Below are 22,534 nucleotides of genomic sequence, written 5' to 3'. Positions count from 1 at the left end.
CCGTGGCAACGCAAGCTAAGAGGTCACGACCAGGAGTCGTCCTCATCGTCTTTCTGCTGATCCTGGCAGGACTCTTCACCATCATGGCCGCCACCAAGACCTGGGGGCCGAAGCTCGGTCTCGATCTGCAGGGTGGCCAGACCATCACGCTCACGGCCACCAACAAGACCGTGACCCTCGAGTCGCTCGAACTGGCCCGCGACATCATCCGCCAGCGCGTCGACGGCCTGGGTGTGGGCGAGGCCAGCGTCGCCGTTCAGGGTGAGCGGCACGTCGTCGTGTCCGCCCCGAACGTGTCCCGCGACGACCTCGTCGACCTGGTCGGCGCCACCGCGCAGCTCGCGTTCCGCCGCATCCTGAACGTCGGCGTGGGCACCGGTGAGTCGCCGGACTCGGCCACGGAGGACGGCACCGCCCTCCCGGGGCTGCCGGTTGCGCCCACTCCGGAGACCGCCGACGGCGAGGACCCGCAGCAGCTGGGCACGCCCGAGGCGATCAACTACCAGCCCACCCCGGAGGATCTCTCCTACTTCGAGTCCTTCGCCTGCGGCGACGACACCCACGAGGACCCCACCCGCGCGCTGGCCGCCTGTGATTCCACGGGTTCGCAGAAATACCTGCTCGGCCCCACGGTCATCCGCGGCCAGGAGCTGTCCACGGCATCCTTCGGGATCCCGCAGGGCGAACTGCAGTACGCCGTGACGCTCGCCTTCAACGACACCGGCACGCGCCAGATGTCGGAACTCACCGGCGCCCTCGTGGGCCAACCCGAACCCAACAACATGTTCGCCATCGTCCTCGACGGCGTCGTGGAGTCCGCCGCCACCGCGCAGGACCGCATCGTCAACGGCGAGGCGATCATCCGTGGCGGTTTCACCGCGGAGTCGTCCGCGGCACTCGCCAACGTGCTGAAGTTCGGTGCGCTGCCGGTCAGCTTCGAGCCGTCGCAGGTCGAGACCGTGTCGGCCACCCTCGGTGGTGAGCAGTTGCGGGTCGGCATCATCGCCGGCCTGATCGGCCTCATCATCGTTGCGCTGTATTCATTCATCTACTACCGGGCGATGGGCATCGCCGTGGTGCTGTCCCTCCTTGCGGCCGCGGCCGCAACCTACTCCATGCTGGTGCTGCTGGGTCAGACCATGGGAGTGGCCCTGAACCTCCCCGGTATCGCAGGCGCCATCGTCGGTATCGCCATGACGGCAGACTCGTTCGTCATCTACTTCGAACGCATCCGGGACGAGATCCGCGACGGCAAGTCGCTGAAGTCGTCGTTGTTGTCGGGCTGGGCCAAGGCTCGCGGCACCATCGTGATCTCCGACGCCGTCCAGCTGCTGTCCGCCGTGGTGCTCTTCATCCTGGCCGTCGGCAGCGTCAAGGGCTTTGCGTTCATGCTGGGACTGACGACGGTGATCGACCTCCTCGTCGTGTTCTTCTTCACCAAACCCCTGGTGGAGCTGCTCGGCCGCACCAAGTTCTTCGGGCAGGGCCACAAGTGGTCGGGGCTCGACGCCGCGCACATGGGCGTGTCCCGTGACTCACTGCTCGGCCGCCGGTTCCGTCGCAGCACCGCTGCCCCCTCGACCACCCTGCAGGAGGCGTGATGTCCGAGACGACTGACAAGAAGCTGGGATTTGCCCACCGTCTCTACACGGGCCAGATCTCCTACGACTTCATCCGGCACCGCAAGCTGTGGTTCATGATCTCCGGCGTCCTGCTGGTGCTCACCATCCTGGTGCTGTTGATCAGGGGCCTGACGCTCGGCATCGAGTTCCGCGGCGGCACCGATTTCCAGGTGCCGATGCAGGTCACCTCCACCACGGTGGACGACGTGCGCAGCCAGGTGAACGAGTTCAGCGTCGAGGAGCTCGAACCCCAGGTCTTCTCGCTGGGCGACAAGCAGATCCGCATCCAGACGCGCACGCTGTCGCCGGAGGAGACGACCACCACCCGCGCCGAGATCGCCGAGCTGGCGGGCGTGGCCTCGGACGAGGTCACGTACAACGCCATCGGCGCCTCGTGGGGCAAGGAGATCTCCCGCCAGGGCGTCATCGCACTCGTGGTCTTCACCGTGCTCGTCATGCTGCTGATCGCTGTGTACTTCCGCGACTGGAAGATGTCGATCGCGGCGATCGTGGCCGTGTTCCACGACCTGCTGTTGACCGTGGGTGTGTACGCGGCCGTCGGCTTCACGGTCACCCCGTCGACGGTCATCGGTGTGCTCACCATCCTGGGCTATTCCCTCTACGACACCGTCGTGGTGTTCGACAAGATCCGTGAGAACACCAGGAACATCGAAGAGACCAACTGGACCTACTCGGAGCGGGCGAACCTCGCGACGAACCAGGTGATCGTCCGCTCGCTCAACACCACCATCATCGGCATCCTGCCGGTGCTGGCGCTGTTCTCGGCGGGCACGCTCCTGGACAGTGGTCCGCTGGCAGACCTCGGCCTGGCGCTGCTGGTCGGCATGGTGGCGGGCGCGTACTCCTCGCTGTTCATCGCCTCGCCCATCCTGGCGATGCTGCGGGAGCGCGAACCCGCCATGGTCGAACACCGCGAGCGGATCGAGCGTCGCAAGGCGCGTGCGGAGGCGAAGTCGGCGCACCGTCACCACGTCGCCGAGGAGAACCTCGTGCACTCCGGTGCCGTTGTCGCGGACGATCACGCGCCCGTTTCCCCCGTCACCCCCGCGGAGCGCCGCGTGCGTCGCACGGGCGGTACCAGGGCCGACCGGAAGAAGGGGAAGTGACCCAGGACGAGTCGGCCGCTCGGCGCGCCCTCGTCGGCGAACTGATCGCTGACGTCCCCGACTTCCCGAAGCCGGGGGTGGTGTTCAAGGACATCACACCGCTGCTGGCATCGGCGAAGGGCTTCCAGGCCGCGATCACCGAGTTGGTGACCACCGCCCCGAAGCACATCGACATCGTGGTGGGGATGGAGGCCCGGGGATTCATCTTCGCGGCCCCCGTCGCCCTCGCGCTCGGTGCCGGCTTCGTGCCGGTGCGCAAGCCCGGCAAGCTGCCCGGCGAGATCATCAGCCACTCCTACGAACTGGAGTACGGCTTCGAGACCCTCACGATGCACCGCGACGCCATCCGTCCCGGGGCCCGTGTCCTCGTGGTCGACGACGTGCTCGCCACCGGCGGCACGGTCGGGGCCACCGCTGAGCTCCTCAAGCAGATGGGCGCGGACCTGGTCCACGTCTCCGTCGTGATGGAACTCAGTTTCCTCGGGGGTCGTGAGCGACTCATCGAGCGTGGCATCGACAATTGCACGGCCTTGGTGACAGTCTGAGGCCATGGCCAAACTGCAGCCCGGGGGGCGCGGCGGGGTCCTGTCCCTGGTCAGTCTGCCCCGCATCACCAGTTCCCCCTTCAAGGAACTGGCGCGCCGCGGCGCCCTCGCGCTGATTCTGCTGCTGATTTCCACCATGCTGGTGTGGCTCGACAATGATGCGTACCGCGACAACACCGCGCAGGACGGCGTCAGCTTCATCGATGCCATCTACTACTCGACGGTCACGGTCACCACCACCGGCTACGGCGACATCACCCCGGTGGCGACCCACGCCCGCCTGATCAACGCGCTGGTCATCACGCCGCTGCGCATCGGCTTCCTGGTGCTGTTGGTCGGCACCACCATCGAGGTGCTCGCGAACGAGGGCAGCCGCAGCATCAAGGACAACCTGTGGAGAAGAACCATGCGTAACCACGTCGTCGTCATCGGCTACGGCACCAAGGGGCGAAGCGCCGTCAACACACTTCGCAGGCAGGGCCAGAAGCCGGACCGCATCGTCGTCATCGACAGCTCGGCAGCGGCCGTCAACGAGGCCAACCTCGACGGGCTGGCCGCGTTCCAGGGAGACGCCACGCGACGTTCGCTGTTGCGCCGGGCGGAGGTGGCGAAGGCGCGGCAGGTGATCATCTCCCTGGACCGCGACGACGCGGCCATCCTGACCACGCTCAACGTGCGGCAGATCAACCCCACGGCCGGCGTCATCGTGTCGGTGCGGGAGCAGGACAATGTGATGCTGGTGCGCCAATCCGGGGCCTCGTCGGTGGTGACCAGTTCCGAGACGGTCGGCAGGCTCCTGGGTCTGTCGGCGATCGGCCCCGAACTCGGCACGATCATGCAGGACATGCTCACCGGCGCCGAGGGCCTCGAGGTCCACCAGCGCCTCGCGGAGATCGAGGAAGTGGGCAAGCCGCCGTCGTCCGTGCTGGGGGAGCGGGTCATCGGCCTGATCCGCAACGGCACCCTGCGCCGTTTCTACGACCAGACCGCCACCCGCATCGAGACAGGCGACGAACTCATCGTCGTGCGCCGGGCCGCGCCGCCCGCGTCGAAGGACGTGCTGCGCGCGGTCGATGACGACGACCTCTGATCCACGTCGTCCGCGTCACTGTGCGCACACGCACTACACTTGGCCAGCATGACGGATGAGCCCCTCGGCGGTACCTCCCGGTTGGTGACCGGGCCGGAACAGCCGCGTCTCCGAATGCGGCACCGGCTGGCCCGGCTGGGTGCCGTGCGGCCCAAATCGGCCATCCTCGATCCGCTGAACCGCATCGTCCGGTCCAACCATCCGCGCGCGGATCTGTCGGTCATCGAGCGGGCCTACCGGGTCGCTGAGCATTACCACGAGGGGCAGACCCGCAAGTCCGGGGACCCGTACATCACGCACCCGCTGGCCGTGGCCACCATCCTGGCTGAACTGGGTATGACTGAGCCGGTCCTCGTCGCGGCGTTGCTGCATGACACGGTGGAGGACACCGACTACTCGCTGGACCAACTGCAGGTGGAGTTCGGTGAGGAAGTCGCCCACATGGTCGACGGCGTCACCAAGCTGGACAAGCTCACGTACGGCGAGACCGCCAAGGCCGAGACCATCCGCAAGATGATCATGGCCACCAGCGAAGAGGTCCGGGTCCTCGTCATCAAGCTGGCGGACCGGCTGCACAACATGCGCACGCTGGGCTACCTGAGGCCCGACAAGCGGGTGCGGATCGCCACCGAGACCCTGAACATCTTCGCCCCGCTGGCCCACCGCCTGGGCATGAACACGATCAAGTGGGAACTGGAAGACCTCTCGTTCGCCACGATCGAGCCCAAGGTCTACGCCGAGATCGTCGACATGGTGGCTCAGCAGGCGCCCGGCCGCGAACGCTACCTGCGCGAGCTGATCGCCCAGTTCCAGAAGCTGCTCGTCGAGTCCAAGATCGACGCGACGGTCTACGGCCGGCCGAAGCACTACTACTCGATCTACCAGAAGATGATGGTGCGCGGGCGAGACTTCAAGGACATCTACGACCTCATCGGGCTGCGGGTCCTCGTCCACGACATCAAGGACTGCTACGCGGTGCTGGGTGTGGCGCACGCGGGGTGGAAGCCCATCCCCGGCCGGTTCAAGGACTACATCGCCGGCCCGAAATTCAACATGTACCAGTCGTTGCACACCACGGTGCTGGGCGCCAACAACGAACCGGTCGAGTTCCAGATCCGCACGCACGAGATGCACCGCCGCGCCGAGTACGGTGTCGCGGCGCACTGGAAGTACAAGGCGGACCTCCGCGAAGGCGTGTCACCGGAGGAGGCGGGTCTGCGGGCCATGCACCAACTGGGCGTCATGAGCAAGGAGACCGAGGACCCCAGCGAGTTCCTCGACTCTGTGCTGTTCGAGATCAACGCGGACGAGATCTACGTGTTCACGCCGAAGGGTGAGGTCATGGCGCTGCCCGTCGGCGCCACGCCCGTCGACTTCGCCTTCGCCGTCCACACGGAGGTCGGCTACCGCACCATCGGGGCGCGGGTCAACGGCCGCCTGGTGGCGCTCAGCACGCCGCTGCAGCAGGGCGACAAGGTCGAGGTCCTCACGTCCAAGGCCGAAGGCGCGGGCCCCAGCCGCGACTGGCTGGGTTTCGTCGTCAGCTCCCGGGCCCGGCAGAAGATCCGCCAGCACTTCTCCCGCGAACGTCGCGACGTCGCGATGGAGCAGGGCAAGGACATGCTCGCGAAGGACCTCCGGCGCGCCGGCGTGCCGCTACAGAGGCTGCTGACCCTCGAGAACCTCACGGCCGTCGCCAACGCGCTGGGCTACAACGACGTGCCCAGTCTCTACGTGGCCATCGGCGAGGGCCACATCGGCCCGCAAGGCGTGGTCGAGAAGCTCGTCCAGTTGCACGGCGGCGAGGACGAGACCGTCGACACCGTCACGGAAGACCTGGTGGTCAAACAGCACCGCAGGCCGATCACCGACAGTGCGCGGATCCTCGTGGACGGCGACGACTCCGTCATCGCCAAGTACGCCAAGTGCTGTTACCCCCTGCCGGGCGACGACATCATGGGCTTCGTCACCAAGGGCGACGGCGTCTCGGTCCACCGCCGCGACTGCAGCAACGTGCCGTCGCTGATGAAGGAACCCGAGCGCGTCGTGCCCGTGTCCTGGTCCGACAGCCAGGAGGGCGCGTCGTACAGCGTGACCATCCAGATCGAGGGCATCGACCGCGCGCGCCTGCTCTCCGATGTGTCGTCGGTGCTCTCAGAGCAGCACCTCGACATCCTCGCGGTGAACATCACCACCAACAAGCAGCGCCAGTTCACGGGCAAGATGACCTTCGAATCCGCAGATCCCACCCATCTGCAGCACGTGATGAACCTGATCCGGCGCGTGCCAGGCGTCTACGACGTCTTCCGCGTCGCCGGCTGAGCGCACCCGGCCACAAAAAAGAGGGAGAATCCTGCCACATGACGCCCTAGGGCGCCGATGTGGCAGGAATCTCCCTCGAGGTTCCCGGACCGGTTACTTGGTGAAATCTGCGAGCGTCTCCCGAGCCTGCTCCAGCCAGCTGGTGTATGTCTCGATCGACTTCTGCGCGTCCTTGGCCTTCTTGTCGTCGCCGCGTTCCTGCGCCTGGGCGAGGTCCTGCTCCAACTTCGCGATCTGGTCCTCGAACATCTTCACGGTGCTCTCGGCGCGCTCGCGTGCCTCGGGATCCGTGCGACGCCATTCCTCGGCCTCGAGTTCGGAAACCTTCTCGCCCAAGGTGCGGACCCGGTTGTCCATATCGCGCATGGCGTTGCGGGGCACATGACCGATCTCGTTGAACTGGGCGAGGAAGTCGCGGTGGATGCTCTTGGCGGCCTCGATGTCGGTCACACCCTCGAGGTCCTTCTCGACCTTCTCCACCAGCGCCTGCTTCGCGGCCAGGTTCTCCGACTGCTCGCCGTCGGCAGCGTTCTGCGCTTCGGAGCGGGCGTTGAAGAACTCGTCCTGGATGCCCCGGAAGCGTGCCCATAGCTTGTCGTCATCTGCGCGACGGGCGCTGCCCGCTGCCTTCCAGCGCGTCATCAGGTCACGGAAGGCGGCAGAGGTGGCGCCCCAGTCTGTGGACGTGGCGAGCGGCTCGGCCTCCGCGATGATCGCTTCCTTGGCGGCCTTCGCGTCGTCGCGGTGCGAATTCAGCTCAGAGAAGTGCGCCTTGCGGCGACGGGTGTACTGGGTGCGCGCCGACGAGAACCGGTGCCACAGTTCGTTGTCCGTGGCGCGGTCGATGCGGGGGAGTGCCTTCCACTCGTCCAGCAGGGTGCGGAAGCGGTCCACGCCACCGCGCCAGTCGTTGCCGGCGGCGAGTTGCTCGGCCTCCACGACCATCGCTTCCTTCGCGGCGACGGTGACCGCGTTCTGCTCGGCACGCTGGGCCTTCCGCGCCTCGATCTGGGCGGGCAGGAGTTCGCTGACGGCCTCGAGACGGGCGGTCAACGCCGGTAGGTCGCCCACGGCGTTGGCCTCGGCCACGTTCTTCTTCGCAGTTTCGATCGCTGTGCGTGCCTCTTCGGGCGACATGGCCTGGGCCTTCACGCGTGATTCCAGGAGGGTCACCTCCGCAGCCAGGTTCTCGTAGCGGCGGACGTAGAAAGCCATGGCTTCCTCGGGGGTGGAATCGGGAATCTGCCCGACACTTCGTTCTGTGTCACCCGTGATGACGTACACCGTGCCGTCTGCATCGACGCGGCCGAAATCTGCGGGCGCTTGCTGTTCGCTCATGGGCCCAATCTAGCGGGATAGGGTGGGTGTGTGCTCGTCCAGCCCATACCTGTATCCCCTTGGCAAGCAAATTGTTATGTGGTGAGCGCTTCCGAGGCCGTGTCGGAGTGCGTCATCGTGGACCCCGGGATCACCGCCGATGAGCCGGTCGAATCGGTCATCCTCGAGCGGGGGCTGAGCCCCATGGCCATCCTCGCCACGCATGGCCACCTGGACCACGTGGGCGACGCCCATCTGCTCGCCGCGCGCTGGGGCGTGCCCGTCTACCTGGCGGCCGCGGACCAGCACCTCCTCACCCGTCCAGCCGATGGTCTTGGGCCCAGCGGCGCAGCGATGCTGCGGCAACTCACCGGCTCAGAGACGCTGCCCGCCATCGACGACGTGCGCGACTACGACGAGCCGTTCACCGTGGCCGGCCTCACCGTCGAGGCCTTCGCGGCGCCCGGACACACCAGGGGTTCCACGCTGCTGCGCGTCACCTCGTCGCGCACCACCGTGGTGTTCAGCGGCGACGTACTCTTCGCGGGCACGATCGGGCGCACCGATCTGCCCGGCGGTAACATGGCCGAGATGCGTGACTCGCTGCGGCGCATCGTCGAGCACTTCCCGGCGCAGACCCCTCTGCTGCCGGGGCACGGCCAGCCCACCAGCCTGGCCCAGGAGCTCGCCACCAACCCATACCTGCAGCCCGGAAACGTGTAGAGGTACCGCCACCTTGTCCCGCCCCAGGCCGCTCAGCGGCTTCCCCGAGTTCCTGCCCGCCGGTCGTTTCGTGGAGAACCGCGTCCTCGACGTGGTGCGCACCACGTTCGAGCTGCACGGTTTCGCCCCCATTGAGACACGGGCCGTCGAGCCGCTCGACCAACTCGCGCGCAAGGGCGAGATCGACAAGGAGATCTACGTCGTCCGCCGCCTCCACGCGGAAGCCGGGGATGCCGACGAGCTGGGTCTGCACTTCGACCTGACGGTGCCGTTCGCCCGCTACGTGCTGGAGAACGCCGGGCACCTGGTCTTCCCGTTCCGCCGCTACCAGATCCAGAAGGTCTGGCGCGGTGAGCGCCCCCAGGAGGGCCGCTACCGCGAGTTCACGCAGGCCGACATCGACATCGTCGGGCAGGGAAACCTCGCTGCCCACCACGACGTCGAGATCCCGCTCGTGGCCCTGGACGTGTTCGAGAAGCTCCACACGGATCTAGGCCTGCCCCCGGTGAGCCTGCACGTGAACAACCGCAAGCTCTCCGAGGGTTTCTACCGCGGTCTCGGCATCGACGACACCGCGGCGGTGCTGCAGCGCGTCGACAAGTTCGACAAGATCGGCCCCGATGCGGTCGCCGAACTGCTCGTCAACGAGCTCGGCCTCAGCAGCGCGCAGGCCAAGGCCTGCGTGTCGCTGGCCGGCATCGCCGCCACGGACGAGTCGTTCGTCGACGACGTGCGGGCGCTGGGCGTCACCCACGAACTGCTGGACACGGGCCTGGAGGAGCTCTCCGCGCTGATCCGCGTGGCCGGTCGCTCAGTGCCGGACCGCGTGGTGGCGGACCTCAAGATCGCCCGCGGGCTGGATTACTACACCGGCACGGTCTACGAGACCTCGCTGGTGGGCTCGGAGAAGCTCGGCTCGGTCGCCTCCGGCGGGCGCTACGACTCCCTCGCCAGCGATGGGAAGACCACCTTCCCCGGCGTCGGCTACTCGTTCGGCATCACCCGCATCCTCGCCCCCCTGATCGGGCAGAAGAAGCTCACTGCGTCGCGCTCCGTCCCCAGCGCGGTCCTCGTGGCCGTGGACAACGAGGAGACCCGCGAGCAGGCCATCGCCGTCGCTGCCGCCCTGCGCAGCCGAAACATCCCGGTCGAGGTCGCCCCCAAGGCGGACAAGTTCGGCAAGCAGATCCGCTACGCCGAGCGTCGCGGTATCCCGTTCGTCTGGTTCGGCGCCGGTCACGACGACTCGGTCAAGGACATCCGCACCGGCGAGCAGGTCCCGGCCTCGCCGCTGGAATGGCTGCCCCCGGCCGAAGACCTCCGGGTCTCCGTCGGGTCGGCGCTCTGACGCCCACCATGGACGTGCAGCGCATCGGTGTCATCGGCGCGGGCAAGCTCGGCACGGCGCTCGCCCGGCTGGCCCTCGACGCCGGCTACGAGGTGAGGATCTCCGGTTCACCGCGCCAGGCCATGCTCGAGCTCGTCATCGGCACGGTGCTCCCCGGAGCCCAGCTGCTGCCTGAGGCGGACGTGGTCGCGCAGTCGGACCTGGTCGTCCTCGCCATCCCGTTCGGCAAGGCGCATTCCGTGAATTTCGACGCGCTGGGCGGCAAGATCGTCGTCGACGCGATGAATGCCTGGGAGGCGGCCGGCGGTCACCTCGACGAGGAGCACGGCGGCACCACGTCGTCGCTCATCAGGATGCGCAACCCTGAGATGCGTTTGGTGAAGTCGCTCAACCACCTCGGATACCTGGACCTCACGGGAGACGCACGGGAGGCCGGGCATCCGCTGCGAAGGGCGATCGCCGTCATCTCCGACGACGAGGAGGCCCGCGCCGTCGTCGCCTCCGTCGTCGACTCCCTGGGGTTCGACCCGGTGGAGGCCCCCACGGCCGCGTCGCGCTGCCTGGAACCGGATTCCCCGGTCTTCGGGAGGCCGGTGTCCGCGGCAGAGCTCCGCGAGGCCCTCGGCCTCTGATTGTCGCCCCACGCCAGAGTCTCGTTACGATGGCCGGACGAGCTGCACCGTCTATGCAGCCGAAGATAGGACAAGTGAAGTGATTCGCACCTTTGAGGCCGGCACGTTGCGTGCCGAGCACGTGGGCCAGGAAGTCGTTCTCGCCGGATGGGTGGCCAAGCGCCGCGACCACGGCGGCGTCGCCTTCATCGACCTGCGGGATGCATCGGGCATCTGCCAGATCGTCGTGCGCGACGAGTACCTCGAATCCGCCGGCATCCACGACCTGCGCAATGAGTTCTGCATCCGGGTCACCGGCCTGGTGGACAAGCGCGAGGACGGCAACGTCAACCCCAACATCCCCACCGGCGAGGTCGAGGTGGTCATCCGCGAGCTCGAGGTGCTGAACCCCGCCGCGCCGCTGCCCTTCCAGATCGACGAGCGCACCACCGTCGGCGAGGACGTGCGCCTGAAGTACCGTTACCTGGATCTGCGCCGCCCGCGGCAGCACGAGGCCATGGTGCTGCGCTCCAACGTGACCCACACCATCCGTGAGGTGCTGGCCAGACACCGCTTCTACGACGTGGAGACCCCCACCCTGACGCGCTCCACTCCGGAGGGTGCCCGCGACTTCATCGTGCCTGCGCGCCTTCACCCGGGCAAGTGGTACGCCCTGCCCCAGAGCCCGCAGCTGTTCAAGCAGTTGCTCATGGTGGGCGGCATGGAGCGGTACTACCAGATCGCCCGCTGCTACCGCGACGAGGACTTCCGCGCGGACCGCCAGCCGGAGTTCACCCAGCTCGACATCGAGATGAGCTTCGTGGACCAGGACGACGTCATCGCCCTCTCCGAAGAGGTCATGGCCGCCTGCTGGCGTCTGATCGGTGTCGAGATGCCGCTGCCGCTGCCGCGGATCACCTGGCACGACGCCATGAACAACTACGGCTCGGACAAGCCCGACCTCCGCTTCGACCTCAAGATCCGCGAGCTCACCGAGTTCTTCAAGGACACCGCGTTCCGCGTGTTCCAGAACGAGTACGTCGGCGGCGTCGTGATGCCCGGTGGCGCCTCGCTGCCTCGTCGTCAGTTCGACGCCTGGCAGGAATGGGCGAAGCAGCGCGGTGCCCGTGGGCTGGCCTACATCACCATCGGTGAGGACGGTACGCTCGGTGGCCCGGTGGCCAAGAACCTGTCCGACGTGGAGCGCGACGGCATCGCCGGGATCATGGACGCCCAGCCGGGCGACGCCATCTTCTTCGCCGCCGGCCGCCGCGAGCAGTCCCAGGAACTCCTGGGCGCCGCCCGCCTCGAGATCGGTCGCCGCACCGGCCTCATCAACGAGGACGAGTGGAGCTTCGTCTGGGTGGTCGACGCACCCATGTTCAAGTCGACGGAGGACGCTCAGGCCGCCGGTGACGTCGCGGTGGGCGAGGGTAAGTGGACCGCGGTCCACCACGCCTTCACCTCGCCGACCCCGGAGTGCCTGGACACGTTCGATACTGACCCCGGCTCGGCGCTCAGCTACGGCTACGACTTCGTCTGCAACGGCAACGAGGTGGGCGGCGGATCCATCCGTATCCACCGCCGCGACGTGCAGGAGCGGGTGTTCAAGGTCATGGGCATCGGCGACGACGAGGCCCAGGAGAAGTTCGGCTTCCTGCTCGACGCCTTCAGCTTCGGCGCCCCGCCGCACGGCGGCATCGCGTTCGGGCTGGACCGCCTCGTCATGCTGCTCGGTGGCTTCGACACCATCCGCGACGTCATCGCCTTCCCGAAGAGCGGCGGCGGCTTCGACCCGTTGACCGAGGCCCCTGCCGCGATCGACCCGAAGCAGCGCAAGGAGGCCGGCGTGGACTACAAGCCGGAGCCCAAGGACGCCAAAGACGCCAAGGCGGCAGAAGGCGCTTCCTGAGCCACTGCCATGAGCTACGACCTTTTCGGCAACCCTGACCCCGAGCCCACGGCCAGGGGCGGGTCGCTGAGCGACGCGATGAACCCGCAGGCGCCCCTCGCGGTGCGCCTGCGGCCGCGCTCGCTCGACGAGATCGTCGGGCAGCAGCACCTCCTGGCCCCCGGCTCACCGCTCCGCCGGCTCGCCGAGGGCCAGCCGATGTCGGTGTTCCTCTGGGGGCCCCCCGGCGTCGGCAAGACCACCATCGCCTCGGTCGTGTCGCAGGCCACCCGCCGGCGCTTCGTGGAGCTCTCGGCCGTCACGGCCGGGGTCAGGGAGGTGCGGGCCGAACTGGCCGAGGCCAAGCGGGAGCTGGCGCGCGGCAACGCCACGGTCCTGTTCGTCGACGAGGTGCACCGATTCTCCAAGGCCCAGCAGGACGTCCTGCTGCCCGCCGTCGAGAACCGCCTGGTCACGCTGATCGCGGCCACCACGGAGAACCCCAGCTTCTCGGTGATCTCTCCGCTGCTGTCGCGCTCGCTCCTGCTGCGCCTGCAGCCGCTCGACGAGGCGGACCTCTCCGCGCTCGTGGACCGCGCCCTCACGGACGAGCGCGGCCTGGCGCGCGCCAACGGCGACCTGTTCGAACTGGCGGACGACGCCCGCGACCTCATCCTGCGTCTCGCCGGTGGCGACGCCCGCCGCGCGCTCACCTACCTCGAGGAATCCGCTGCGGCAGCAGACGCGAAGGGTGGGGCGCTGATCGACGTGGCCTCGGTGGAGTCGTCGGCCGACCGCGCCGCGGTGCGCTACGACAAGGACGGCGACCAGCACTACGACATCATCTCGGCGTTCATCAAGTCCGTCCGCGGCTCCGACGTGGACGCTGCCCTGCACTACCTGGCGCGGATGCTCGAGGCGGGGGAGGACCCCCGCTTCATCGCGCGACGCCTGATGATCTCGGCCAGCGAGGACATCGGCATGGCCGCCAGCGGGGTGCTGCAGACCTGCGTGGCCGCGGCCCAGGCAGTGCAACTGCTCGGCATGCCCGAGGCGCGCATCACGCTGGCCCACGCCACCGTCGCGGCCGCCACGGCGCCCAAGTCGAACGCGGCGTACGCGGCGATCAACGCCGCCATCGCCGACATCAGGCAGGGCAAGGGCGGTCTCGTGCCGCCCCATCTGCGCGACGCGCACTACGCCGGCGCTGAGAAGCTCGGCCACGGCAAGGGTTACAAGTACGCCCATGACTACCCGCACGGCGTGGCGCCTCAGGTCTACCTGCCGGAGGACCTCGTCGGAACCGAGTACTACCACCCCACGGACCACGGCCAGGAGGCTGCCATCGCCGAGCGCGTCGCTGCGCTGCGCGCGCTGCTGGGCGAAGGATGATGGTCGGCTAGAGTTACGCCCATGACGCTCATGACTGTTGGAGAGGTTGCAGGCCTGATCGCGGCGATCGCGGCCTGCGTATTCGTGGCCCTGGCCGCAGTACCGCTGCTCAAGGCCGGGCGCGCCCTCGACGAGGTGCGTCTCGCCGTCCGCGACATCGGGCACAACTCCGTGCCGGTGCTGCAGGAACTCAAGAGCACCGTGGCCACCACGAACACCGAGCTGCTGAAGCTCGGGGTCGTGACGGAGGACGCCGCCAAGGTCACCGGGCACGCCACCGTCGTGAGCGAAAACGCCGCGCAGCTGTCGACGCTGTTCGCCGCCACCCTGGGCGGCCCACTGGTGAAGACCGCCGCGTTCAGCTACGGCGTGCGGAAGGCACTCAAGGGGCGCAGGAAGTGAGCCGGCTCTTCTGGATGCTCCTGGGGATCGGCCTGACCATCTTCGTGATGCTGCGGGGCCGGGAACTGCTGCACAAGCTCACGCCGCGCGGGATGGCCGAGCAGGTCGAGAAGAAGGGGCACGAGACGGCCGCCGGCTTCGGCGACTTCATGGCCACTTTCCGCCGCGCCATGGCCGAGCGCGAAGCCGAGTTGCGTCGCGAGCTCGACCTCCCCGAAACACCTTCCAACTGATCTCCACTTTCAAGGAACCACACTTATGAAGACCTCCGATATCCGGAGCCGGTTCGTCGACTTCTTCGCGGCGCGGGACCACACCAAGGTCCCCAGCGCATCGCTGTTGTACAACGACCCCACACTGCTGTTCGTGAACGCGGGCATGGTGCCGTTCAAGCCCTACTTCCTGGGCGACGAGCCCGCGCCGTACAAGCGCGCCGTGAGCTCGCAGAAGTGCGTGCGCACGCTCGACATCGACGAGGTGGGCAAGACCACCCGGCACGGCACCTTCTTCCAGATGCTGGGCAACTTCGCGTTCGGCGACTACTTCAAGGAAGGCGCCATCCGGTACGCGTGGGACCTGGTGACGGGCTCCGAGGCCGACGGCGGATGGGGCTTCGACCCGGACAAGGTATGGGTGACCGCGCTCTACGGTGACCAGGAGACCATCGACCTCTGGCGCGAGGTGGGCATCCCGCGCGAACACATCCAGGAGCGCGGGCTCAAGGACAACTACTGGCACATGGGCGTTCCCGGCCCCGGTGGGCCTTGCTCGGAGATCTACATCGACCGCGGGCCGGAGTTCGGCCCCGACGGCGGCCCCGAGGCAGACGAGGACCGCTTCCTCGAGATCTGGAACCTCGTGTTCCAGCAGGAGGAGCTCTCCGCGGTGCGCCGCAAGGACGACTTCGACGTCCTGCGACCCTTGCCACACCGCAACATCGACACCGGCTCCGGCCTCGAACGCGTCGCCTACCTGAAACAGGGGGTGGCGAACATGTACGAGATCGACGAGGTGTACCCCGTCATCGCCAAGGCGGCCGAGCTCTCAGGCAAGGCCTATGGCGCTTCGGACGTGGACGACGTCCGGTTCCGCGTCGTGGCAGACCACGTGCGCTCCGGCCTCATGCTGATGACCGACGGCGTGACCCCCGGCAACGAGGCGCGCGGCTACGTGCTGCGTCGCCTCCTGCGCCGCGTCGTGCGCGCCATGCGCCTCCTCGGCGTGGGTGACCCGGTGCTGCAGGAACTGCTGCCCGTGTCCAAGGCCGCCATGCTCGGGTCCTTCCCGGAGATCGAAGAGGCATGGGGCCGCGTGTCCCAGTCCGCCTACGCGGAGGAGGAGTCCTTCCGTCGCACCCTGCAGTCCGGCACGGTCATGTTCGACACCGCCGTCGGCGAGGTGAAGAAGTCCGCCGTCACCACGCTGCCCGGTGACAAGGCCTTCCAGCTGCACGACACGTACGGTTTCCCGATCGACCTCACCATGGAGATGGCCAGTGAGGCCGGCCTCTCTGTGGACCGCGCCAAGTTCGACGAGCTCATGAAGGAGCAGAAGGAACGCGCCCGCGCGGATTCCAAGGCGAAGAAGGGCGGGGCCGCCTCGGTCGAGGCCTACCGCCAGCTCCGCGAGAAGGGTGAGGTGCCCTTCCTCGGCTACACGGACCTCTCCGTGGCCACCAGTGTGCGCGGCATCATCGTCGACGGCGTGAACGTGGACCGGGCCACGGACGGCACCACCGTCGAGATCGTGCTGAAGGAGACCCCGTTCTACGCGGAGGCCGGCGGCCAGGATGCAGACCGCGGCACCATCGTCGGCGACGGTTTCTCGCTGGACGTGATCGATGTGCAGCGTCCCGTGCCCGGCCTGGTCGTGCACCGGGTAGAGGTGCTGGGCGAACTCCCGCTCGGTGCGCAGGTTGATGCCCGCGTCGACGCCGCAGCGCGCCACGGTGCCTGCCAGGCGCACACCGCCACGCACATCGTGCACGCCGCCCTGCGCGAACTGGTGGGCTCCAACGCGACGCAGGCGGGCTCGTACAACAAGCCCGGCTACATGCGCTTCGACTTCTCGTCGCCGAAGGGCTTGTCGGACCAGCTCAAGGCGGAGGTGGAGGCCAAGGCCAACGAGGCGATCATCGCCAACTACGCCGTGAGCGCCCAGGAGATGAAGCTGGAGGACGCCAAGGCGCTCGGTGCCATGGCGATGTTCGGCGAGAAGTACCCGCCGGTCGTCCGCATGGTCGAGCTCGCGGGGCCGTGGTCGCGTGAACTGTGCGGTGGCACCCACGTCGCCAACACCGCGGAGATCGGTGTGCTCAACCTGCTCAGCGAGTCGTCGATCGGCTCGGGGGTGCGCCGCGTCGAGGCGCTGGTGAGCACGGATGCGTTCGCCAAGTTCGCGGCTGAGCGCGCGCTCGTCAACCAGCTGACCGACGCCCTGCGGGTGCGCCCGGACAACCTCGTGGAGCGGGTCGAGAAGATGGTGGCCCAACTCAAGGATGCGGAGAAGGCGATCGCCAAGCTCCAGTCCGAGAAGTTGCTCGCCGGCGCCGCCTCGCTCGTGGACCGGGCGGTGGATGTCAACGGCGTCCGTTACCTCGGCGTGGAGACGCCCGGGGTGGGCGGCAACGAGCTGCGCACCCTGGCGCTCGACCTGCGCGAGCGGCTCGGGAGCGGGCCAGGCGTGGTCGCGCTGATCGGTGGCGCAGACAAGCCGACGGCGATCGTGGCCACCAATGAGGCCGCTCGCGGTCTGGGGCTCGGCGCCGGTCGCCTGATCTCGGTCGCGTGCGCAGCAATGGGCGGCAAGGGCGGCGGCAAGGACGACCTGGCCCAGGGCGGCGGAACCGACGCATCCGCCGGCCCGCAGGCCATCGCTGCTGTCCGCACGGCGCTGGAGGAGCGTGCCTGAGGGTGCGCGCCTCGGGATCGACTGGGGCAAGGCGAGGATCGGGGTCGCGGCGTGCAACGCCGGGGTCTCCTTCGCCTACCCGGTCGAGACCGTGCCGGCCGGCCCCGGCGAGATGCAGCGACTGGCGGCCATCGTGGCGGAGTACGAGCCCGGGGTCGTCTACGTGGGGCTCCCTCTCACCCTCGCCGGTGAGCGCAGCTTCGCCGCGCAGTTCGTCGTGGAGAAGGCAGTTCAGCTCGCCCGGGTGATCCCGGCGACACCGGTGCTGCTCGTCGACGAGAGAATGAGCACCGCGTCGGCATCCCGTAGTCTGGGCGACGCAGGTCGTCGCGCCAAGCAGCAGCGCAGGGTCATCGACCAGGCTGCGGCCGTGGAGATCCTGCAGCGGGCCCTCGACGCCGAAGGGCGAACGGGACACCCGGTCGGAGAATCTGTAGAGCTGGAGGCAGAGTGAACGCGAAGTTCACCGATAACGACGGTCGTCTCAATTGGCGCCGCCTGGGTTACACGGCGCGCAGCGCCTTTGCGGTGCTGCTGTCGCTGGCGGTGCTCATCGGCGGCGGGTGGTTCGTGTACTCGAAGGCCAACGACGCCTACGTGTCCTGGCGCACCGCCGAGGATTACATGGGGGAGGGCAAGGACGACGTCCAGATCGTCATCCCCCGAGGCGCGAGCATCACCCAGATCGGCGAGATCCTGCGCGAGGCCGGTGTCATCAAGTCCACCCGCACCTTCCGCCAGGTGGCCACGCGCAGCGGCGAGTCGGACCAGCTCCAGGCAGGGCGCTTCAACCTGAAGAAGGAACTGCCGGCTGAGACGGCGTTCAGGATGCTGCTGGATCCGGAGAACGTGGAGCGCCTGATGGTGACCTTCCCCGAAGGCACCGTGTCCGTCAGGCAGTGGCAGATCATGGAACGGCCGGCCAACTCCGTGATCGGGTTGACCTACGCCGACATGGAGGCCGCGGCAGCAGATCCCACCATCTACCCGCTGCCCGGTTATGCCAACGGCCAGTTGGAGGGCTTCCTGTTCCCGTCCACCTACCAGGTGGGGGAGCCGGCGGTCGCCTCGTACCTGATCGCCACCCAGGTGTCGCAGTTCAACCGCGTGGCGGACAAGATCAAGCTGGAGGAGGGCGCGCAGGCGCTGGGCGTCACCCCTCGCAACATCGTCACCACCGCGTCGATCATCGCCGCAGAGGTCAGCAGCGCCAAGGACCAGCCGATGGTGGCGCGCGTGATCTACAACCGCATCAACGCCGGCATGCCGCTGCAGATGGACTCCACCGTCCACTACGCAGTGCAGAGGTGGGACACGGTCACCACCACGGCCGAGGAACGCCAGAACCCGTCGCCATACAACACCTATGTGCACAAGGGCTACCCGCCGGGCCCCATCAGCAACCCCGGCGAATCTGCCCTCCTCGCCGCGCTCAACCCGGCAGACACCGACGCGCTCTTCTTCGTGACGGTCAACCTGGACACCGGCGAGACGAAGTTCGCCGCCACCCTGGAGGAGCACCAGGCCAACCAGGCCGAGTTCCAGGCCTGGTGCCAGGCCAACACCGGCCGCTGCAGCGGATGAGCGCCGGAGGGCGCTACCGGGCCGCCGTCATCGGCGACCCGGCCGAACATTCGTTGTCGCCGGCCATCCACCGTGCCGGCTACCGGGCCAACGGCCTCGTGTGGCGCTACGACGCCGTCACCGTCACGCCCGCGGAACTCGACGGCTTCGTGCGGTCCCGCCTCGACGACCCGGCCTGGGCCGGTCTCAGCGTCACCGCCCCGCACAAGGAGGCAGTGCTGGCCTACGGGGAGGCCGACGAACCCACCCGGCTGGTGGGCGGCGGCAACACCCTCGTCTTCGGGGCTCAGCCCAAGGTCTACAACACCGACGTGCCCGGCTTCGTCCGGGCGTGGCGGGCGCACCGCCTGGGGACGCCCCGCACGGCGGCCATCCTCGGCAACGGCGCCACGGCGCGGTCGCTGGTGCTCGCCCTCGCGGGGCTCAAGACCAGGGAGATCATCGTGCTGGCCAGGAGGCCGGAGCGGGCGGCGCCGATCCTGGAGCTGGCCCGTACCCTCGGGCTGCACGCCGAGGTCAGCCTGCTGGGGGAGAGCGTCGGGCCCGTCGACCTCGTGGCCAGCACCATCCCGGCCCCGGCCACGGCCGAGCACGCGACGAAACTGGCCGCGGAGGCCACGGTCGTCTTCGATGCGGTCTACGACCCCTGGCCGACGCCGCTCGGGCTCGCGGCCCGGGAAGCCGGCCGGTTCTCGCTCAACGGCCTTGACCTCCTGGCCGGTCAGGCGGTGGACCAGTTCTTCCTGCTCACCGGGCACCGTGTGACGTTCGAGGACTGCCGTTCGGCAGCCGGTCGGGAACTCAAGAGGCGCTCCCTTCTCTGACACAATGACCCTCATGCTTCGATACCTGACTGCCGGTGAATCCCATGGCCAAGCGCTCATCGCCACCATGGAAGGCATCCCGGCCCATGTACGAGTGGGTGTCGAAGAGATCGCCCGGAACCTCGCCCGTCGACGCCTGGGCGTCGGCCGCGGGGCGCGGATGAAGTTCGAGGCCGATGAACTCACCCTGCTGGGCGGCTTCCGCCACGGCGAGACGATCGGTTCGCCCATCGCCATCATGATCGGCAACACCGAGTGGCCGAAGTGGCAGAAGGTGATGGCGCCGGGTCACGTGGACGAGGCCGAGCTGGCTGAGTTGGCCCGCAACGCCAAGCTCACGCGCCCCCGCCCCGGTCACGCAGATCTGGCCGGCATGCAGAAGTACGACTTCGACGAGGCCCGCCCGCTGCTCGAACGCGCCTCCGCCCGGGAGACCGCCGCCCGCGTCGCGCTGGGCACCATCGCGCAGGCGTTCCTCGAACAGGCCTTCGGCATCACCGTGCTGAGCCACGTGGTGGAACTGGGCCCCGTGCGGGCCGGCCGCGAAGACCTCCCCACCATCGCGGACCTGGCCGCCATCGACGAGGACCCGGTGCGGTGCTTCGACGCTGAGGCCTCCGTCGCGATGCAGGCCGAGGTGGAGGCCTGCCAGAAGGAGGGCGACACCATGGGCGGCGTCGTCGAGGTGCTGGCCTGGGGGCTGCCCCCTGGCCTCGGTTCACACGCGCAGGGAGACCGGCGCCTCGATGCGAAGCTTGCCGGCGCGCTGATGGGCATCCAGGCCATCAAGGGAGTCGAGGTGGGTGACGGCTTCGCCCTCGCCCGGACCCGTGGCTCGCTGGCCCACGACGAGATCCTGCCCACCGACGGGGTTATCCGCCGCGCCTCGCACCGCTCGGGCGGCACCGAGGGCGGCATGTCCACCGGAGAGGTGCTGCGCGTCCGCGCCGCGATGAAGCCCATCGCCACCGTCCCGCGCGCGCTGCGCACCATCGACACCACCACGGGTGAGGCCGCCGCGGCCCACCACCAGCGCTCAGACGTGTGTGCCGTGCCGGCAGCCGGCGTCGTGGCTGAGGCCATGGTGGCGCTCGTGCTGGCGGAGGTGGCGCTGGAGAAGTTCGGCGGCGACTCCGTAGGGGAGACCCGCCGCAACTACGAGTCCTACCTGGCAGACGTGGCCGCCCGCGGCCTGGAGATCGGCCGATGAGCATCGTTCTGGTCGGCGCCCCCGGCGCAGGCAAGTCCACCGTCGGCAAGAGGCTCGCCCGGAAGCTGGGCAAGACCTTCGTCGACGTGGACCAGCGCATCGAAGAGGTTGAGGGCAAGCCCGTCGCGGAGATCTTCGCCGACGAGGGCGAGGCGTACTTCCGTGCCCTCGAGCAGGAGGCCACCCTGGAGTTGCTCGAGGCGTATGAGGTGGTGTCGCTCGGCGGTGGCGCCGTGATGAACGAGGCCATCCAGCAGGCGCTGCGCGACGGCGGCCACGAGGTGATCTGGCTGAAGGTGTCCATCGGGCAGGCCACGCGCAGAGTCGGCATGAACAAGGCACGCCCCATGCTGCTGGGCAATGTGCGCGGCCGCCTCATCGAGCTGCTGCGGGAGCGAAATCCAGTTTATGAAGCGCTGGCCACCCAGATCGTGGAGACTGATGGTCACGGCAGTTCCGAGGTCGCCGACGACCTTGCCGCTGAACGTGGTGCTCAAGGAGGAGCGGAAGAATGAGCGTTCGCGTGGAATCCGCCCTCGGCCCCTACGAGGTCCACATCGACAGGGACGCGCTCGCCCAGTTGCCCGGCATGGTGGGCGACGCGACGAGGGTGGCCATCATCCATCCCGAACCGCTCTCGGCGATCGCCGCGCAGGTGGCCGGGATGCTCGAGCAACGCGTCCTGTTGCTGCCGGTGCCGGATGCCGAGGCCGCCAAGACCGTTGAGGTGCTCAGCCGCTGCTGGAACGCCCTCGCCGAGGCCGGTTTCACGCGCAGTGACCTGGTGATCGGGATCGGCGGCGGCACCGCCACAGACCTGGCCGGCTTCGTGGCCGCGTCCTGGCTGCGCGGGGTGCCCTACATCAGCATCCCCACGTCGGTGCTCGCGATGGTCGACGCGGCGGTGGGCGGCAAGACGGGCATCAACCTCGACGCCGGCAAGAACCTGGTGGGCGCGTTCTACGAACCGGTGGGCGTGATCTGTGACCTCGCACTGCTCGACAGCCTCCCGGACCGCGACGTGCGCTCCGGCATGGCGGAGGTGCTGAAGTGCGGCTTCATCGCCGACACCCGCATCCTGGACCTGGCGCGGGAGGACCTGGCGGATGCCGCAGACGTGCGCAGCGACCGGTTCGCCGAACTCGTCACCCGCGCCGTCCAGGTGAAGGCGACGGTGGTGGCCGCAGATTTCCGCGAGGCGACGTCAAAAGGCGCCGACGTGGGGCGTGAGGCGCTCAACTACGGCCACACGCTGGGGCACGCCATCGAGGCGCACGCGCGCTACACGTGGCGCCACGGCGATGCGATCGCCGTCGGCCTGGCCTGGTGTTCGCGGGTGTCGCGGCAGTTGCTGGGGCTCGACCACGAGTCGGTCGCCATGCACGACGACCTCCTCGGCGGATTGGGCCTGCCGCTGCGCTACGAGCAGTCGGCGTGGGAGGACCTGCGCGCGATCATGAGCCTCGACAAGAAGGCCCGCGGCAACATCCTGCGGATCGTCGGCATCACGGAGTTCGGCAAGCCCGTCATCATCGACGCGCCGGATGAGGCGGCCATGGAAGCCGCCTACCGCGAACTCTGCTGACGAGGCCGACATGCACAAGGACCCCGGCAAC

The 22,534-nt window shown here is 68.3% G+C and carries 20 protein-coding genes; 19 read left to right on the top strand and 1 reads right to left on the bottom strand.

Annotated features, from left to right (window positions below):
* Window positions 1-2 precede the first annotated feature (2 nt).
* Genes secD through C3E87_RS02835 form a run of 5 tightly spaced genes read left to right on the top strand, consistent with a single transcriptional unit; the run spans window position 3 to window position 6,706 of the window.
* Entirely contained in the window at window positions 3-1,601 is a 1,599-nt protein-coding gene (gene secD, locus C3E87_RS02855) for a protein translocase subunit SecD (protein WP_198928181.1), read from the top strand.
* Window positions 1,601-2,749 (top strand): protein translocase subunit SecF, encoded by a 1,149-nt coding sequence (gene secF, locus C3E87_RS02850; protein ID WP_076058994.1) that lies wholly within the window; start codon window positions 1,601-1,603, stop codon window positions 2,747-2,749. The genes secD and secF overlap by 1 nt, the downstream gene beginning before the upstream one ends.
* Complete coding sequence (locus C3E87_RS02845) at window positions 2,746-3,294, top strand: adenine phosphoribosyltransferase (RefSeq protein WP_076058991.1); 549 nt, start codon at window positions 2,746-2,748, stop codon at window positions 3,292-3,294. The genes secF and C3E87_RS02845 overlap by 4 nt, the downstream gene beginning before the upstream one ends.
* A 4-nt stretch (window positions 3,295-3,298) precedes the next feature.
* Complete coding sequence (locus C3E87_RS02840; protein WP_076058989.1) at window positions 3,299-4,384, top strand: TrkA family potassium uptake protein; 1,086 nt, start codon at window positions 3,299-3,301, stop codon at window positions 4,382-4,384.
* A gap of 48 nt (window positions 4,385-4,432) precedes the next feature.
* Window positions 4,433-6,706, top strand: coding sequence for a bifunctional (p)ppGpp synthetase/guanosine-3',5'-bis(diphosphate) 3'-pyrophosphohydrolase (locus C3E87_RS02835; RefSeq protein ID WP_076058986.1), 2,274 nt, complete (start codon window positions 4,433-4,435; stop codon window positions 6,704-6,706).
* A gap of 93 nt (window positions 6,707-6,799) precedes the next feature.
* Here C3E87_RS02835 and C3E87_RS02830 read toward each other — a convergent pair whose 3' ends face one another.
* Window positions 6,800-8,044, bottom strand: a complete 1,245-nt coding sequence (locus C3E87_RS02830) for a DUF349 domain-containing protein (RefSeq protein WP_076058984.1) — start codon at window positions 8,042-8,044, stop codon at window positions 6,800-6,802.
* A 30-nt stretch (window positions 8,045-8,074) separates the two neighbouring features.
* Between C3E87_RS02830 and C3E87_RS02825 the strand changes: the two genes are divergently transcribed.
* From C3E87_RS02825 to aroB, 14 genes are all read left to right on the top strand, one after another.
* A complete protein-coding gene (locus C3E87_RS02825) occupies window positions 8,075-8,746 on the top strand; it encodes an MBL fold metallo-hydrolase (protein ID WP_076058981.1) in 672 nt (223 codons plus the stop codon).
* A gap of 13 nt (window positions 8,747-8,759) precedes the next feature.
* Window positions 8,760-10,094: a histidine--tRNA ligase gene (gene hisS / locus C3E87_RS02820; RefSeq protein ID WP_076058978.1), complete on the top strand. Its 1,335-nt coding sequence runs from the start codon at window positions 8,760-8,762 to the stop codon at window positions 10,092-10,094.
* A gap of 8 nt (window positions 10,095-10,102) precedes the next feature.
* On the top strand, window positions 10,103-10,726 hold the full coding sequence (locus tag C3E87_RS02815) for an NADPH-dependent F420 reductase (RefSeq protein WP_076058976.1): 624 nt from the start codon (window positions 10,103-10,105) through the stop codon (window positions 10,724-10,726).
* 79 nt (window positions 10,727-10,805) lie between these two features.
* Entirely contained in the window at window positions 10,806-12,617 is a 1,812-nt protein-coding gene (gene aspS / locus C3E87_RS02810; RefSeq protein WP_076058973.1) for an aspartate--tRNA ligase, read from the top strand.
* Window positions 12,618-12,626: 9 nt separating this feature from the next.
* On the top strand, window positions 12,627-13,988 hold the full coding sequence (locus C3E87_RS02805; protein WP_076058970.1) for a replication-associated recombination protein A: 1,362 nt from the start codon (window positions 12,627-12,629) through the stop codon (window positions 13,986-13,988).
* A 21-nt stretch (window positions 13,989-14,009) separates the two neighbouring features.
* Complete coding sequence (locus C3E87_RS02800; RefSeq protein ID WP_233120669.1) at window positions 14,010-14,390, top strand: DUF948 domain-containing protein; 381 nt, start codon at window positions 14,010-14,012, stop codon at window positions 14,388-14,390.
* Window positions 14,387-14,623, top strand: coding sequence for a hypothetical protein (locus tag C3E87_RS02795; RefSeq protein ID WP_076058968.1), 237 nt, complete (start codon window positions 14,387-14,389; stop codon window positions 14,621-14,623). Before C3E87_RS02800 ends, C3E87_RS02795 begins: the two co-directional genes overlap by 4 nt.
* A gap of 25 nt (window positions 14,624-14,648) precedes the next feature.
* Entirely contained in the window at window positions 14,649-17,300 is a 2,652-nt protein-coding gene (gene alaS / locus C3E87_RS02790; RefSeq protein ID WP_076058965.1) for an alanine--tRNA ligase, read from the top strand.
* Window positions 17,293-17,754 (top strand): Holliday junction resolvase RuvX, encoded by a 462-nt coding sequence (gene ruvX, locus C3E87_RS02785; protein ID WP_076058963.1) that lies wholly within the window; start codon window positions 17,293-17,295, stop codon window positions 17,752-17,754. Before alaS ends, ruvX begins: the two co-directional genes overlap by 8 nt.
* On the top strand, window positions 17,751-18,884 hold the full coding sequence (gene mltG, locus C3E87_RS02780; RefSeq protein ID WP_083665345.1) for an endolytic transglycosylase MltG: 1,134 nt from the start codon (window positions 17,751-17,753) through the stop codon (window positions 18,882-18,884). Before ruvX ends, mltG begins: the two co-directional genes overlap by 4 nt.
* Window positions 18,881-19,708, top strand: coding sequence for a shikimate dehydrogenase (locus C3E87_RS02775; protein WP_076059525.1), 828 nt, complete (start codon window positions 18,881-18,883; stop codon window positions 19,706-19,708). The genes mltG and C3E87_RS02775 overlap by 4 nt, the downstream gene beginning before the upstream one ends.
* Before the next feature lie 13 nt (window positions 19,709-19,721).
* Window positions 19,722-20,918 carry a chorismate synthase gene (gene aroC, locus C3E87_RS02770; RefSeq protein ID WP_076059523.1) on the top strand — a complete coding sequence of 399 codons (1,197 nt, stop codon included), beginning with the start codon at window positions 19,722-19,724 and terminating at the stop codon, window positions 20,916-20,918.
* Window positions 20,915-21,433, top strand: a complete 519-nt coding sequence (locus C3E87_RS02765) for a shikimate kinase (protein WP_076058960.1) — start codon at window positions 20,915-20,917, stop codon at window positions 21,431-21,433. Before aroC ends, C3E87_RS02765 begins: the two co-directional genes overlap by 4 nt.
* Window positions 21,430-22,503, top strand: coding sequence for a 3-dehydroquinate synthase (gene aroB, locus C3E87_RS02760; RefSeq protein ID WP_076058958.1), 1,074 nt, complete (start codon window positions 21,430-21,432; stop codon window positions 22,501-22,503). The genes C3E87_RS02765 and aroB overlap by 4 nt, the downstream gene beginning before the upstream one ends.
* The last annotated feature ends 31 nt before the right edge of the window (window positions 22,504-22,534 follow it).

The organism is Tessaracoccus sp. ZS01 (assembly GCF_022342445.1).
In the GTDB taxonomy this organism is placed as follows: Bacteria; Actinomycetota; Actinomycetes; order Propionibacteriales; family Propionibacteriaceae; genus Arachnia.
This window is presented reverse-complemented; position numbering and strand designations above follow the sequence as displayed.